We start from the raw sequence: 14,220 nt of genomic DNA, 5'->3' as shown, positions 1-14,220 counted from the left end.
GGGGCTGGGCGAAGGTGGCGGCGGTGTGGGCTGCCCGCACGGTGGGAGCGGCGGCCAGAGGTCGCCGCCGGCCACCGACACCGCCACCGTTCCGCCCGGGCCCGTGGAGGCGTACGCACAGGCGTCGGCGGCGGCAGGTGCGGCCGGCGCGCCCGCGCACGTCCACGCCAGGGCCACCGGCGCCAACGCCCGTAGCGTCAGGCCCAGTCGGGTCGGTTTCGGTCGATGCACGACGGAGATCATGAGCCGCGGTGGGCCGGGGCACGCCGCAGCCCCCGGTGATTGCCCCGAAGAGGGGAAACGAGGCGAGCGGGGGTTTGGGCGGCCCGCCGCCGTGGCCCAACGGACGCGCACACGCGTACGGCCCGACGCCGGCCGGCGCGCGTTCGACGAGACACCCCCTAGGGCGGACGGCTCACGCGTCCCGGAAAGAAATTCGCGCCCCGGTTGAACACAACCGCCACCCGTATGCGTAACCAGTGTCGTGCGGCGGCGCAGCAGGGCGCTGCAACACCCTTGGAATCATGGGGAGTTGACGATGAACACCTCCTGGCGGAGCGCATCGCTCGTGGCGACGGCCGCAGCCGTACTGGCGCTGACGACGGCGTGCGGTCAGGACGGCGGCCCCGCGGCGGGCAGCCAGAACGTGGGCGCGACGGCCCCGGCCGGCGGATTCGGCGGCGCCGGTTCAGGCACCGGCGTGGGCTCCCAGATCGGCGCGGGCAGCGGCAACGGCTACGGCGCCGACGGACAGCAGGGCTCCGCCGGGGCGGCCAAGGCCGCCGGCCGACTGGCCGTCTCCGACAACGCCGAGCTGGGCAAGGTGCTGACGGACAGCGCCGGTATGACCCTCTACCGGTTCGACCAGGACACGGCCGAACCCCCCAAGTCCAACTGCGACGCCGACTGCGCCAAGGCCTGGCCGCCGGTCCCCGCCGACGACGCCACCGCCGGTGCCGGCATCGACAAGGCCCTGCTGGGCGAGGTCACCCGCGCCGACGGCACCAGGCAGCTGACCATCGCCGGCTGGCCCGCCTACCGCTACGCCAAGGACACCAAGGCCGGCGAGATCAGCGGCCAGGGCGTGGGCGGCAAGTGGTACGCCATGGCACCCAACGGCAAGAAGGCGTCGCTCGCCGATCTGCCGGGCCTGTCGGTGAAGAAGACCGAACTCGGGGACATCGTCGTCGACAAGAACGGCATGACGGTCTACCGCTTCCTCAAGGACAAGGCGTGGCCGAAGTCGGTGTCCGCGTGCACCGGCGCCTGCCTGGAGAAGTGGCCGGCCGTGGCCCCGGTGTCCGCCGACGACACCAAGGGCGTCAAGAAGAAGGGCCTGATGGGCTTCACCCGGCCGGACGGGGTCAAGCAGATGACCGTGAACTGCTGGCCGATCTACACCTTCTCCGGGGACAAGGTGCCCGGGGACATCAACGGTCAGGGCGTCGGCGGCACCTGGTACGCCGTGTCCCCTGACGGAAAGCCGGTCGGCGCGCCCAAGTAGAGATCACCTCCCCAGGTCGATCGCCCACCCGACGGTGCCGGACACGGAAGGGAGGGATGACACGAGCACAGCGAAGTGCCGGACGCACAGACCCGCATCCCGGCGCGCCACCGACCGGACCGCCCCCTCCGCACCGCACGGAGGGGGCGGTTCGCTGTGTACCGACGCGACTCCACGACGCCTTCGAGAACCGTTCGCCATATCCGCACATCGGCGCAACCCACCGTGATCCGGGCACGGGCAGGGTGGTGCGAGCGCAGGTGGTGACCGGGAACGGATGGTCAATTTCCGTTTCTGCTCGCTCCTTTGGCGGGCGATCAGTAGCCTCAGCTCGAACACCGGATCGCCTACGTTGTGGAGAGAAGATGGAGCGTCCCGCCTGGGCCCCACGGAGCATCGACATCTCGGTGCCGAGCGTCGCTCGCATCTACGACTACTACCTGGGCGGTTCGCACAATTTCGAGGTCGACCGGGAAGCCGCCCGCAAGGCCATGGAGTTCATGCCGGGGCTGCCCAAGATCATGCAGGCGAACCGCGCGTTCATGCGCCGCGCCGTGCGCCACGCCGTGGACCAGGGCATCACCCAGTTCCTGGACATCGGCTCGGGCATCCCCACCTTCGGCAACGTCCACGAGGTCGCCCAGGCCGCCCACCCCGGCAGCCACGTCGTGTACGTCGACCACGACCCGGTGGCGGTCACCCACAGCGAGGCGGTCCTGGCGGACAACGATGCCGCGGACGTGGTCGCGGCCGACCTGCGCAAGCCCCAGGACATCCTCGCGAGCCCCCGATTGCAGCGGCTGATCGACCTGAATCGGCCAGTGGCGCTGCTTCTCGTTGCCATACTTCACTTCGTGGAAGACACGGACGACCCGTACGGTGCGGTCGCCGAGCTGCGCGACGCGCTCGCGCCCGGCAGCCTGCTCGTCCTCACGCATGCCTCGTACGAGGGAATCCCGCTGCCCCCGGAGCGGAGCGAGGGCGCGGTCGACGTGTACAAGGACATTCGCAACCCGCTGATCATGCGCTCGCGCGAGGAGATCGCGCGGTTCTTCGAGGGGTACGACATGGTGGAACCCGGACTGGTGCCGATGCCCCTCTGGCGGCCCGAGACGGCGCCGGAGGACGAGGATCCTTATGCCTTCTCCGGATTCGCCGGCGTGGGGCGCGCCGGCGGGCGAACGGGTGGGCGTACGGCGTGATCGCGGAACCGGACGGGCCGGAGGGCAGACTGCGCCGGCTGACGACGATCTGGAGCCGGGCGGTCTTCCCGGTGACCTCCACCTCGCTGACCCGCCCGGAGTTCGAGGAGCAACTGCTGCCGCTGGCCGGCAGGTTGAGCCGGGCGCTGCGGGCCAGGGCGTTCGACGCCGGTGAGGGCGAGGCGGTCGGCGCCGCGCTGGTCGACGCCCACTGCACCGCACCGGAGGCGCTCAGCCGCTCCCTGGACTGCGTGGACGCCTATCTGGTGCTGTACTGCGGCGAGGGCGGCGACCAGGAGGATCTGCGGGCGCGCTCCGCGCGGCTGCAGCACGCCATGGCGGCCGGGTTCGCGCGGGCCCTGCGCGAACGCACGCTCGCCGAACAGGAGGCGATCGCCCAGGCCGCGCTGCGCGCCCAGGGCGTGGTCGCGCAGGCGCTGCACACCAGCGAGGCCCGCTTCCGGGCGGTGTTCGAAGGCGCGGCGATAGGCATCGGCATCGCCGACCTGGAGGGCAACGTACTCCAGGTCAACGGCGCGCTGCTGCGCATGTTCGGCGGGTCCGAGCAGAGCCTGCGGCTGCGCAACGTCCGGGACTGGACGCACGCCGAGGACGCCCCGCAGGTCTGGCGGCTCTACGAGGAGCTGGTGCGCGGGGAGCGCGAGCACTACCACGTGGAGAAGGCCTTCTACCGGCCCGACGGCACGGTCCTGTGGACCAACCTCACCGTCTCCCTGCTCCGCGACCCCGACGGCAACCCCCAGTACCAGCTCGCCCTCATGGAGGACACCACCGAGCGGCGGCTGCTCAACCTGCGGCTGCGCTACGAGGCCACGCACGACGCGCTGACCGGACTGCCCAACCGCACCCTGTTCTTCGAACGCCTGGAGAAGACGCTGAACGCGGGCGACGGCCACCGCTTCGGCCTGTGCTACCTCGACCTGGACGGCTTCAAGACCATCAACGACAGTCTCGGGCACGCGGCCGGGGACCGGCTGCTGGTCGAGGTCGCCGACCGGCTTCAGGCGTGCGCGACCGCGCCCGGCGAGATGGTCGCCCGGCTCGGCGGCGACGAGTTCGTGGCACTGACCACCGGACCCGACACCGAGCGCGAGGTCGACGAGCTCGCCTCCCGGATCATGAACGCGCTCGTGGCGCCCATCCGCATCGAGGGCCGCGAGCTGACGGTGCGCGGCAGCATCGGCGTCGTCGAGGGCCCCGTGGGGGAGCGCAGCGCGGCCGAGGTGCTGCGCAGCGCCGACATCACCATGTACCGGGCCAAGTCGGCAGGCGGCAACCGCTTCGAGCTGGCCGACCCCGAGGCCGACGCCCGCGCCATCACCCGGCACGGGCTGACCACGGCCCTGCCGACCGCCCTGGACAGGGGCGAGTTCTTCATCGAGTACCAGCCGCTGGTGCACCTCGGCGACGGCAGTGTGCGCGGCGCCGAGGCGCTGGTGCGCTGGCTGCACCCGCAGCACGGCGTGCTCGGACCGGACCGGTTCATCCCGCTCGCCGAGCACACCGGGTTGATCGTGCCGCTGGGCCGCTGGGTGATGGAGCAGTCGGTGCGCCAGGCCCGTGAGTGGCGCGAGCGCTACGGCGACGGGAACGAGGGGCGGCCGTTGCGCATCAACGTCAACCTCTCGCCCTGCCAGCTCACCCACCCCGGCCTCGTCCAGGACACCGTCGACATCCTGGAGCGCACCGGTGTGTCCCCCGACGCACTGTGCCTGGAGGTCACCGAGTCGGCGCTCATCGGCGCGGACGACGACCTGCTCAAGCCGCTGCGCCGGCTGGCCGAGATGGGCGTCGACATCGCCCTGGACGACTTCGGCACCGGCTACTCCAACCTGGCCAACCTGCGCCGGCTGCCGGTGAGCGTGCTGAAGCTGGACCGCTCCTTCACCCAGGGCATGCAGCAGTTCCCGGCCGACCCCGTCGACCTCAAGATCGTCGAGGGGATCGTGGCGCTGGCCCACAGCCTGGACCTCGCCGTCACGGTGGAGGGCGTGGAGACCGGCGCCCAGGCCGAACAGCTGCGCATACTGGGCTGCGACACCGCCCAGGGCTGGTACTACGCCCGCCCGGGCCCCCCGGACCGCCTGCACGAACTGGCCCTGGCGGACGCCACGAGCTGACCGTCACGGGCGCACGAACGGCGCTTCCTCGGACTGTTCGCGCGCCCCCTCGGCTCGCCCGCGTGCGCCGTCAGCCCGTCCGCGTGTGCCCTCGGCCTGTCGGCGTGTGCCCTGGGGCCGACCCCATACGTCCTGGGCCTGTCCGCATGCACCCTCGGACACCGCCACGGCCGCCCGGACGAGTGCGGCCGTGGCGGTCGAACGGGACTGCTGCGGCCAGGCGATCGCCACGACCGCGGGCGGGGCGTCGGTGACGGGGCGGTAGACGACCCCGGGGCGCGGATAGCGGTCGGCCACGGACGCGGGCAGCAGGTTGATCACCTCGCCCAGCGCCACGAGCGTCAGCAGCTGGGCGAGGTCGCGCCCCCTGCTCCGCCTGCCGTCGAGGAACCGGTGGAGCTCCCCAGGGCGCAGACCAAGGTCCTCGAGGGCGAGCCGGTCGCGGGCCGCCAGGGGGTCGTTCGAGGCCAGCGCGGCGACGCGCGGCTCGACGGCCAGTGTCTCGCTGTCCAGGCCGGTGCGGTCGAACGGCTCGTGGACGAGGACGACATCGGCCTCGCCGCGGCGCAGCAGCCGGGGTGACTCCTGCCAGGCACACAGGCGGACCGTGACCGGGACCGCGGCCGGGTCGGCCGCGTAGCGCTCGAGGACCGGTTCCAGCAGACCGGCGTCGCCGTCGGCCTTCACCGCCAGGACCAGCCCGCCGGCCGGGGCGGCCGCACGGCGCGCCCGGTGCCCGGCCGCCTCCAGCGCGTCCAGCGCGATCCGCGCCTCCGCCAGCAGCACCTCGCCGGCCGGGGTCAGCACGACGCTGTGGGTGGTCCGCTCGAACAGGGTGACGCCGAGCTCCGTCTCCAACTGGCGGATCGCCCGGGACAGGGGCGGCGGTGAGATGCCCAGCCGTTCGGCGGCGCGGGCGAAGTTGAGCTCCTCGGCGACGGCGACGAAGTAGCGCAGCGGACGGGACTCCACGTCATCCCCCTCGGATCGGTATTGCCTTCAGGGTAACGAGCGGGATCGGATCGATCCTTCAGTCGCGACGCCCCGGAGCGCAGGATCGATCCGACGATCCATCCGTGGATCCGTCGATCGATCTGTCGATCTGTCGATCCATGGATTCGTTCCCTTTGTGACTTCCGGACCCTGGAGATTCCCGTGATCGTAGTGACCACCCCGACCGGCCGGATCGGCCGTCAGCTCCTCGACCGCCTGCTCGACGCCCCGGACACCGCGGGGCAGGTCCGGGTGATCGCCCGCGACCCGGAACGCCTGGCGCCGCGGGCACGGGACCGCGTCGAGGTGTTCCAGGGATCGCACGCCGACCCCGAGATCCTCGCGGCGGCGTGCGACGGTGCCGACCGGGTGTTCTGGCTCGTGCCCCCGACGCCCGGTGCCGACAGCGCGGAGGAGCACTTCCGCACCTTCACTCAGTCGCTGTGCAAGGTGATCGACGCCCAGGGCGTCGCACGGGTCGTCGCCGTCTCCACACTGGGCCGTGGTGTCGCGAGGAACGCCGGCCAGATCTCGGCGTCGCTGGCCATGGACGACCGGATCGGTGCCACCGGCGTGCACTACCGTGCGCTGTGCCCGCCGTTCCTGATGGAGAACCTGCTCGGCCAGGCCGAGTCGATCCGCGACCAGGGAGTGTTCCGCCTGGCCGCGCCCGAGGACCGTGTCGTACGCACCTGTGCCACCCGCGACATCGCCGCCACGGCGGCCCGGCTGCTGCTCGAGGGCTCCTGGACCGGGCACGGCGACGTCCCGCTGGCCGGACCCGACGCGCTGACCCCCGAGGGCATGGCACGGGTCCTCTCCGAGGTCCTCGAGCGGCCGGTGCGCGTGCAGCGCGTGAGCATCGCGGAATACAAGGCGGCCGTGCTGCGCTCCGGGGCGTCCGAGGGCTGGGCGCAGGGCGTGGCCGACATGGCCCGGGCGCTCGAGGAACAGGGCTTCTACGGCGCCTCCCAGCCGAGCACCCCCGACACCGCGCCCACCGGCTTCCGCCAGTGGTGCGAGGAGGTGCTCAAGCCGGCCGTCCTCGCCTGACCGTGGCGGACGCGGCACCGGCTCACCGCTCCAGCAGCATCCGCTGAAGCTCCCGGGCGGCGCGCGGCGGGGCGACGTCGCTGCGGTGGGCCAGGGCGATCGTGCGGTACAGGCCGGGACGGGCCAGCGGGGTGACGCGCAGTCCCTGCCCGGAGCGGGCGGCGACCATGCGCGGCACCACCGCGACGCCGAGACCGGCCCGTACGAAGCCCAGCACGGCGTCCATCTCGCCGCCCTCGACCGCGAACTCCGGCTCGAAGCCCTCGGCCCGGCACGCGGCCACGGTCAGCTCGCGCAGGTCGTAGCCGTGGCGGAACATCACCAGGCGCTCGCCCTCCAGGTCCGAGATGCGTACCGTCCGCCGTTCCGAACCGCCCGGCGCGGGCGCCTCCGGCGACGACACCACCACCAGGTCCTCGCGCAGGAGCTCCACCGTGGTAAGCGCCGGGGACGGGGTGGGCAGCGGCAGGACCACCAGGGCCAGGTCGAGGGCGCCGCGGGCCAGCTCCCGTACCAGGTCGTGCGAGCCGCCCTCCTCGACCAGCAGCCGGATGCCGGGGTAGCGGTCGTGGAAGGCGCGCAGCACGTCCGGAAGCAGGCCCGTGCACAGACTGGGGGTCGCCCCGAGCCGTACCCGGCCGCTGCGCAGCTGCACCAGTTCCTGCACCTCGTGCCGGGCGGTGTCCGCGTCCGCGAGGATGCGGCGGGCCAGCGGCAGCAGCGCCTCGCCCGCGTCGGTGAGGGTGATGTTGCCGCGCGCCCGCAGGAACAGGTCCGCGCCCAGCTCCCGCTCCAGCGCCTTGATCTGCTGGGACAGCGAGGGCTGGGCGACGTGCACCAGGTCGGCGGCCCGGGTGAAGTGCCGGGTCTCGGCGACCGCCACGAAGTACTGGAGCTGCTGGAACTGCACCCCACCATCATAGCGAGCTCCTATCGAAACAAGCCGTACCATGTCTTGGACCGATGGGGCCCTTCGGCCCTAGCGTCATGTGCATGGCTCTGGCAACGCGGACGGGCCGACGGCCGTCCATGGCGCGTACCGTGTGGGACTCGACCGTCGGCAAGAAGACGGTGATGGCGGTCAGCGGCGTGATCATGCTGCTGTATCTGGTCGTCCATCTGTACGGCAACCTGAAGGTGTTCTTCGGGCTCCAGGAGATCGACGACTACGCCGTCTGGCTCCGTAACCTCGGCCAGCCGTTCATGCACCACATGTGGACGATCTGGCTGACGCGTGCCGTGCTGGTGGTCGCCGTCGTGGCCCACGCCGTCTCCGCGTACCAGCTCAGCCGGCGCGACATCGAGGCGCGTCCCAGCAAGTACGTGCACAAGAAGCCACGGGCGACCTACGCCACCCGCACCATGCGCTGGGGCGGGGTCATCCTCGGGCTGTTCATCGTCTGGCACATCCTCGACCTGACCACCGGCACCGTGCACCCCGGCGGCTTCCAGGACGCCCACCCGTACGAGAACATCGTCGACACCTTCTCGACCTGGTACGGCAACGTCATCTACATCGTCGCGATGCTGGCTCTCGGCCTGCACATCCGGCACGGCTTCTGGAGTGCCGCCCAGACCCTGGGCGTCGGCAGCCGTACCCGCGACCGCGCCCTGAAGGCCACCGCCAACGTTCTCGCACTGCTGCTCACGGCCGGCTTCATCTCGATTCCCGTGGGCGTCATGACCGGATTGGTGAGCTGACATGACCTCGTACCTGGAGTACACGACCGGTGAGCCGGTCGTCGACACCAAGGCCCCCGCCGGCCCGATCAACGAGCGCTGGGACAAGCGCCGTTTCGAGGCCAAGCTGGTCAACCCGGCCAACCGCCGCAAGCAGACGGTCATCGTCGTCGGTACCGGTCTGGCCGGCGGCTCCGCCGGCGCCACGCTCGCCGAACAGGGCTACCGCGTCGTCCAGTTCTGCTACCAGGACTCCCCGCGCCGCGCCCACTCCATCGCCGCGCAGGGCGGCATCAACGCGGCCAAGAACTACCGCAACGACGGCGACTCGATCCACCGCCTGTTCTACGACACGGTCAAGGGCGGCGACTTCCGCTCCCGCGAGTCCAACGTGCACCGCCTCGCCCAGATCTCCGTGGAGATCATCGACCAGTGCGTGGCCCAGGGCGTGCCGTTCGCCCGTGAGTACGGCGGCCTGCTCGACACCCGCTCCTTCGGCGGCGTCCAGGTCTCCCGCACCTTCTACGCCCGCGGCCAGACGGGCCAGCAGCTGCTGCTGGGCGCCTACCAGGCGCTGTCGCGGCAGATCGCCGCCGGGAACATCGAGATGCACCCGCGCACCGAGATGCTGGACCTGATCGTCGTGGACGGCCGGGCCCGCGGCATCGTCGCCCGCGACCTGATCACCGGGAAGATCGACACGTACTTCGCGGACGCCGTCGTCCTCGCCTCCGGCGGCTACGGCAACGTCTTCTACCTGTCGACCAACGCCATGAACTCCAACGCGACCGCCGTCTGGCGGGCGCACCGGCGCGGCGCCTACTTCGCCAACCCCTGCTTCACCCAGATCCACCCCACCTGCATCCCGCGCACCGGCGACCACCAGTCCAAGCTGACGCTGATGAGCGAGTCGCTGCGCAACGACGGCCGTATCTGGGTGCCCAAGGCCAAGGGCGACACCCGCCAGCCGAACCAGATCCCCGAGGACGAGCGCGACTACTACCTGGAGCGCATCTACCCGTCCTTCGGCAACCTCGTGCCCCGTGACATCGCCTCCCGCGCCGCGAAGAACGTCTGCGACGAGGGCCGCGGCGTCGGCCCCGGCGGACAGGGCGTCTACCTGGACTTCGCCGACGCGATCCGGCGGATGGGCAGGAAGAAGGTCGAGGAGAAGTACGGCAACCTCTTCGACATGTACGAGCGGATCACCGCGGAGAACCCGTACGAGGTTCCCATGCGGATCTATCCCGCCGTGCACTACACGATGGGCGGCCTGTGGGTCGACTACGACCTGCAGACCACGATCCCCGGCCTGTTCGCGGTCGGCGAGGCCAACTTCTCCGACCACGGCGCCAACCGCCTCGGCGCCTCCGCGCTGATGCAGGGCCTGGCCGACGGCTACTTCGTGCTCCCGGCGACCATCAACGACTACCTGGCCCGCCACCCGCACCGGGACGAGGTCACCGACGACCACCCGGTCGTCCAGGAGGTTCTGGCCGAGACCGAGGACCGGCTGAACCTGCTCCTCTCCGTCGACGGCGACCGCACCCCGGACTCCTTCCACCGCGAACTCGGCGAACTGATGTGGGAGTTCTGCGGCATGGCCCGCACCGACGAGGGCCTGCGCAAGGCGCTCGACCGGATCCCGCAGATCCGCGAGGAGTTCTGGCGGCGCATCAAGGTGCCCGGCACCGGCGAGGAACTCAACCAGTCCCTGGAGAAGGCCAACCGCATCGTCGACTACCTGGAGCTCGCCGAGCTCATGTGCCTCGACGCCCTGCACCGCTCCGAGTCCTGCGGCGGCCACTTCCGCGAGGAGTCCCAGACCCCCGACGGCGAGGCCGCCCGCAAGGACGACGAGTTCGGCTACGCGGCCGCCTGGGAGTTCACGGGTACGGGCGAGGCCCCGACCCTGCACAAGGAAGACCTGGTCTTCGAGTACGTCCATCCCACCCAGCGGAGCTACGCATGAAGCTCACCCTGCGCGTCTGGCGGCAGAAGAACGCCGACGCCGACGGCGCCATGTCCACCTACGAGGTGGACGGCATCTCGCCCGACATGTCCTTCCTGGAGATGCTGGACGTCCTCAACGAACAGCTCATCCTCTCCGGAGAGGAGCCGGTCGCCTTCGACCACGACTGCCGCGAGGGCATCTGCGGTGCGTGCAGCCTCGTCATCAACGGCGACGCCCACGGGCCGGAGCGCACCACCACCTGCCAGCTTCACATGCGGTCCTTCAAGGACGGCGACACCATCGACATCGAACCGTGGCGGGCCGCCGCGTTCCCGGTGGTGAAGGACCTGGTCGTGGACCGCTCGGCCTTCGACCGGATCATCCAGGCCGGCGGCTACATCACCGCGCCGACCGGTTCCGCGCCGGAGGCCCACGCGACACCGGTGCCGAAGGCGGACGCCGACTTCGCCTTCGAGCACGCGGAGTGCATCGGCTGCGGCGCGTGCGTGGCGGCCTGCCCCAACGGCGCCGCGATGCTCTTCACCTCCGCCAAGATCAACCACCTCAACGTGCTGCCGCAGGGCGCGCCCGAGCGGGAGACCCGCGTGCTGGACATGGTGGCGCAGATGGACGCGGAGGGCTTCGGCGGCTGCACCCTGACCGGCGAGTGCGCCACCGCCTGCCCCAAGGGCATCCCGCTGATGTCCATCACCAGCATGAACAAGGAGTGGCTGCGGGCGACCCGCAAGGCCGCCAAGCGATAGGCGTTCGCCGACAGGGTGCGGACGGGCGGGACCGGGCGTGGTGCTCAACCCCGGTCCCGCCAGGCGCCGTTGTCAGTGGGCGGCGGTAGGGTGCCCGCATGATCTTCGGCAGCAAGGGGAGGGAGCGGTTCCTCGACGCCGTCACGGCGTTCGAGGCCGCGGTGTTCGACCGGGACGGTGACCGGTCGACGCAGGCGTTCCAGGAGATTCACCGGCACTTCCAGCACGCGGACGACGAGGAGATCGCGGCGGCCGGCCCACGCCTGGCCGCGCTGCTGTCCGAGGTCCCGCCGGGGCCACGCGGGGTGATCGCCGTGGTGGTCGGCGCCTGCGTGGAGCGGGGAGCGGACGCGCGTCGGTGCGCCTCGTACGTCTTCGACGGGCTCGCCGGCGCGCTGGCCGACGCCGGCGAGTTCTGCGAGCGCTGGGCGGCGACCGGGGGAGGGGACTTCCCCGAGCCGGACCCGGGCGACCCGGACCCCGCCGTCGTCGAGCGGGTCGGCCGGCAGGCGGCCCTGGGCTGGTGGACGCTGCCCCAGTGGGAGATGGCGTCCGTCGCGATGCTCAACCGTCCCGATGTGCGCACCTCGCTCGGCGACGCCCTGCGCAACCGGCTGCTGACGGCCGTACGCCCGGTTCAGGAGGCCTCCGGGCACGACTTCAAGTGCCTGGTGTACGCCCTGCTCGTGCTGGACGACGAACCTCTCGTCGTGCTGCACCGCCCCACCGGAACCGGCTACGCGCTCCGCATGGGCGGCATCGGCGACAACTTCCAGCTGCACACCCTGCTCGCCGACGCCCTCGTCGGCGGCGGCCACATACCCGGCCGGGCCCCGTCCGCCGCGGAGGCGGCCGTCTGCCGGGACCGGCCCGGGCAGGTGCCCACCACCGGCTCCTTCGACCTCGTCGCCCCGACCGGGGAATGGATCTGGAACGAGGGCACCCCCTCGGACATCCCCGTCGTGGACGGCGTACGGCTGCTCGTCCTCGACCCGCCGTCCTACCAGCGCAGCTGGCCCGCCGGCCGGTTCTTCCCGTACATGACCGGCGGCCTCGTCCTGGAGCGCGTCCTGGAGCGGGAGGAGGCAGGGCGGCTGCTCGCCGGGTGCGTGAGCAAGGAGGGCTGACCGTCCTCGACCCGCCGTTCAGCATCCCCACATCTGCTCTCCCGGCACAGGTCACGCGCGCGCCAACCGGCATCGGAAGAACAGGGGCGAGGGCCGTACGCCACGGCCCGCCACCCCCGTCGCCGAACCGGCCCGTGCCCAGGAGAGAGCCATGACCGGCGTTCCCACCCTCGACCGTCCCTCGCAGCCCGCGGCACCCACCCGCTACACCGTCACCCTGGCCCGCGACGAGGCGGACGTACGCGCCGCCCAGCGGCTGCGCCACGACGTCTTCGCCGGCGAGATGGGCGCCCTGCTGACCACCCCGCAGCCCGGCCACGACATCGACGCCTTCGACGCGTACTGCGACCACCTCCTGGTGCGCGAGGAGGTGACGGGGCAGGTCGTCGGCACCTACCGGCTGCTGCCGCCGGAGCGGGCCGCGATCGCCGGACGCCTGTACTCGGAGGGCGAGTTCGACCTCTCCCCGCTGGATTCGATCCGGCCCCACCTGGTGGAGGTGGGCCGCTCCTGCGTGCACCCCGACCACCGCGACGGCGCGGTGATCGGCCTGATCTGGGCGGGCATAGCCCGCTACATGGTCGACCAGGGCCACGACTGGCTCGCCGGCTGCTGCTCGATCCCGCTCGCCGACGGCGGCACCGTGGCCGCCGCCACCTGGGACCGGGTCCGCGCCAGGCACCTGGCGCCGGAGGAGTTCCGGGTACGGCCCCTGCTGCCGTGGACCCCGGACACCGAGGCGCCCGCCGCACGCACCGAGCTGCCCGCCCTGCTGCGCGGCTACCTCCGCCTGGGCGCCTGGGTGTGCGGCGAGCCCGCCCACGACCCGGACTTCGGCGTCGCAGACCTGTACGTGCTGCTGTCGATCCGCCGGATCAACCCGCGCTACCTGCGCCACTTCCTGTCCCTGCTGCCGACCGCACGATGAGCGTCTGGCTGCCCGGCGCGCCCTGCACCCCCAGGGCGTGCGTGGAGACGACGGGGCCGACGGCAGCGCCGCCGCGCGCCGTGCTGCGGCTGGCGGCGGTCGCGCTCCTGCTGCTCGCCGGGGTGGTGCTGGCACCGCTCGGCGGCCGGGTCCCGGCCGGCTGGATCCGGCGCTGGTGCCGGGCGATCGTACGGGCCTGCGGAGTCCGGGTGCGGATCACCGGCGCAGCCGCGCCCACCGGCGGCCTGCTGCTGGTCGCCAACCACATCTCCTGGCTGGACGTCCCGCTGCTGACCGCGGTGCGCCCGGCCCGGATGCTCGCCAAAACGGAGATCCGCCGCTGGCCGGTGGCGGGACCGCTCGCGGCCCGCGGCGGCGCCCTGTTCATCGAACGGGACCGGCTGCGCGCCCTGCCCGGCACGGTCGCGCTGATCGCCCGCGCGCTGCGCGACGGCACGGCGGTCGCGGCCTTCCCCGAGGGCAGCACCTGGTGCGGCCGGGCCGAGGGCCGCTTCCACCGGGCCGTGTTCCAGGCCGCCCTCGACGCGGGCGTACCGGTCCAGCCGGTCCGCATCCGCTACCGCCTCGCCGACGGAGCCGCCAGCACCGCTCCGGCCTTCGTCGGGGACGACTCCCTGCTCGCGTCGCTGTGGCGGGTCGTGTCGGCCCGCGGCCTCACGGCCGAGGTCGACGTACGGCCCGCCATCGCACCCGGCACCCACCCCGACCGCCGCACCCTGGCCCGCGCCGCCCACCCGGTCCGCACCGGCGAACCTCAGTGGGCGCACGCGGCCCTGGGGGGTGTCTCGCCGATCATGCCGGGCTCGCGGCGCCTGGCACCGCACCTCGCGGCGTTGTCGTCGGTCGCCGATGC

General features: G+C 72.1%; 12 protein-coding genes and 1 pseudogene. 10 read left to right on the top strand and 3 right to left on the bottom strand.

The window, feature by feature from the left end:
• Positions 1-354: pseudogene (locus tag IE318_RS45030) on the bottom strand (hypothetical protein); the annotation flags it as partial.
• A gap of 184 nt (positions 355-538) precedes the next feature.
• Between IE318_RS45030 and IE318_RS20325 the strand changes: the two are divergent.
• From IE318_RS20325 to IE318_RS20315, 3 genes are all read left to right on the top strand, one after another.
• Complete coding sequence (locus IE318_RS20325) at positions 539-1,504, top strand: SCO0930 family lipoprotein (RefSeq protein ID WP_189902344.1); 966 nt, start codon at positions 539-541, stop codon at positions 1,502-1,504.
• 365 nt (positions 1,505-1,869) lie between these two features.
• On the top strand, positions 1,870-2,706 hold the full coding sequence (locus tag IE318_RS20320; RefSeq protein WP_189902342.1) for an SAM-dependent methyltransferase: 837 nt from the start codon (positions 1,870-1,872) through the stop codon (positions 2,704-2,706).
• Positions 2,703-4,847 carry a putative bifunctional diguanylate cyclase/phosphodiesterase gene (locus IE318_RS20315; RefSeq protein WP_189902339.1) on the top strand — a complete coding sequence of 715 codons (2,145 nt, stop codon included), beginning with the start codon at positions 2,703-2,705 and terminating at the stop codon, positions 4,845-4,847. Before IE318_RS20320 ends, IE318_RS20315 begins: the two co-directional genes overlap by 4 nt.
• A 3-nt stretch (positions 4,848-4,850) precedes the next feature.
• Here the strand turns inward: IE318_RS20315 and IE318_RS20310 are convergent, their stop codons facing one another.
• Positions 4,851-5,819: a LysR family transcriptional regulator gene (locus IE318_RS20310; protein ID WP_189902337.1), complete on the bottom strand. Its 969-nt coding sequence runs from the start codon at positions 5,817-5,819 to the stop codon at positions 4,851-4,853.
• Positions 5,820-6,002: 183 nt separating this feature from the next.
• Here IE318_RS20310 and IE318_RS20305 point away from each other — a divergent pair, with 183 nt between their 5' ends.
• Positions 6,003-6,893, top strand: coding sequence for an NAD(P)H-binding protein (locus IE318_RS20305; RefSeq protein ID WP_189902335.1), 891 nt, complete (start codon positions 6,003-6,005; stop codon positions 6,891-6,893).
• Between the two features lie 22 nt (positions 6,894-6,915).
• On the opposite strand, the gene IE318_RS20300 is transcribed toward IE318_RS20305, so the two are convergent.
• Positions 6,916-7,803: a LysR family transcriptional regulator gene (locus tag IE318_RS20300; RefSeq protein WP_030183659.1), complete on the bottom strand. Its 888-nt coding sequence runs from the start codon at positions 7,801-7,803 to the stop codon at positions 6,916-6,918.
• Between the two features lie 119 nt (positions 7,804-7,922).
• Between IE318_RS20300 and IE318_RS20295 the strand changes: the two genes are divergently transcribed.
• The 6 genes from IE318_RS20295 to IE318_RS20270 all read left to right on the top strand — a co-directional run.
• A complete protein-coding gene (locus IE318_RS20295) occupies positions 7,923-8,594 on the top strand; it encodes a succinate dehydrogenase (RefSeq protein ID WP_030183661.1) in 672 nt (223 codons plus the stop codon).
• Position 8,595: 1 nt separating this feature from the next.
• Positions 8,596-10,545, top strand: a complete 1,950-nt coding sequence (locus tag IE318_RS20290) for a fumarate reductase/succinate dehydrogenase flavoprotein subunit (protein WP_189902333.1) — start codon at positions 8,596-8,598, stop codon at positions 10,543-10,545.
• Positions 10,542-11,291 carry a succinate dehydrogenase/fumarate reductase iron-sulfur subunit gene (locus tag IE318_RS20285; RefSeq protein ID WP_189902331.1) on the top strand — a complete coding sequence of 250 codons (750 nt, stop codon included), beginning with the start codon at positions 10,542-10,544 and terminating at the stop codon, positions 11,289-11,291. The genes IE318_RS20290 and IE318_RS20285 overlap by 4 nt, the downstream gene beginning before the upstream one ends.
• 98 nt (positions 11,292-11,389) lie before the next feature.
• Positions 11,390-12,418, top strand: a complete 1,029-nt coding sequence (locus IE318_RS20280) for a hypothetical protein (protein WP_189902329.1) — start codon at positions 11,390-11,392, stop codon at positions 12,416-12,418.
• A 151-nt stretch (positions 12,419-12,569) separates the two neighbouring features.
• Entirely contained in the window at positions 12,570-13,346 is a 777-nt protein-coding gene (locus IE318_RS20275; RefSeq protein WP_189902327.1) for a GNAT family N-acetyltransferase, read from the top strand.
• A partial coding sequence (locus tag IE318_RS20270; protein WP_189902325.1) for a lysophospholipid acyltransferase family protein occupies positions 13,343-14,220 on the top strand: 878 nt, incomplete at its 3' end. The genes IE318_RS20275 and IE318_RS20270, both read left to right, overlap by 4 nt.

It is taken from the genome of Streptomyces spiralis (genome assembly GCF_014654675.1).
Classification (GTDB): domain Bacteria; phylum Actinomycetota; class Actinomycetes; order Streptomycetales; family Streptomycetaceae; genus Streptomyces; species Streptomyces spiralis.
This window is presented reverse-complemented; position numbering and strand designations above follow the sequence as displayed.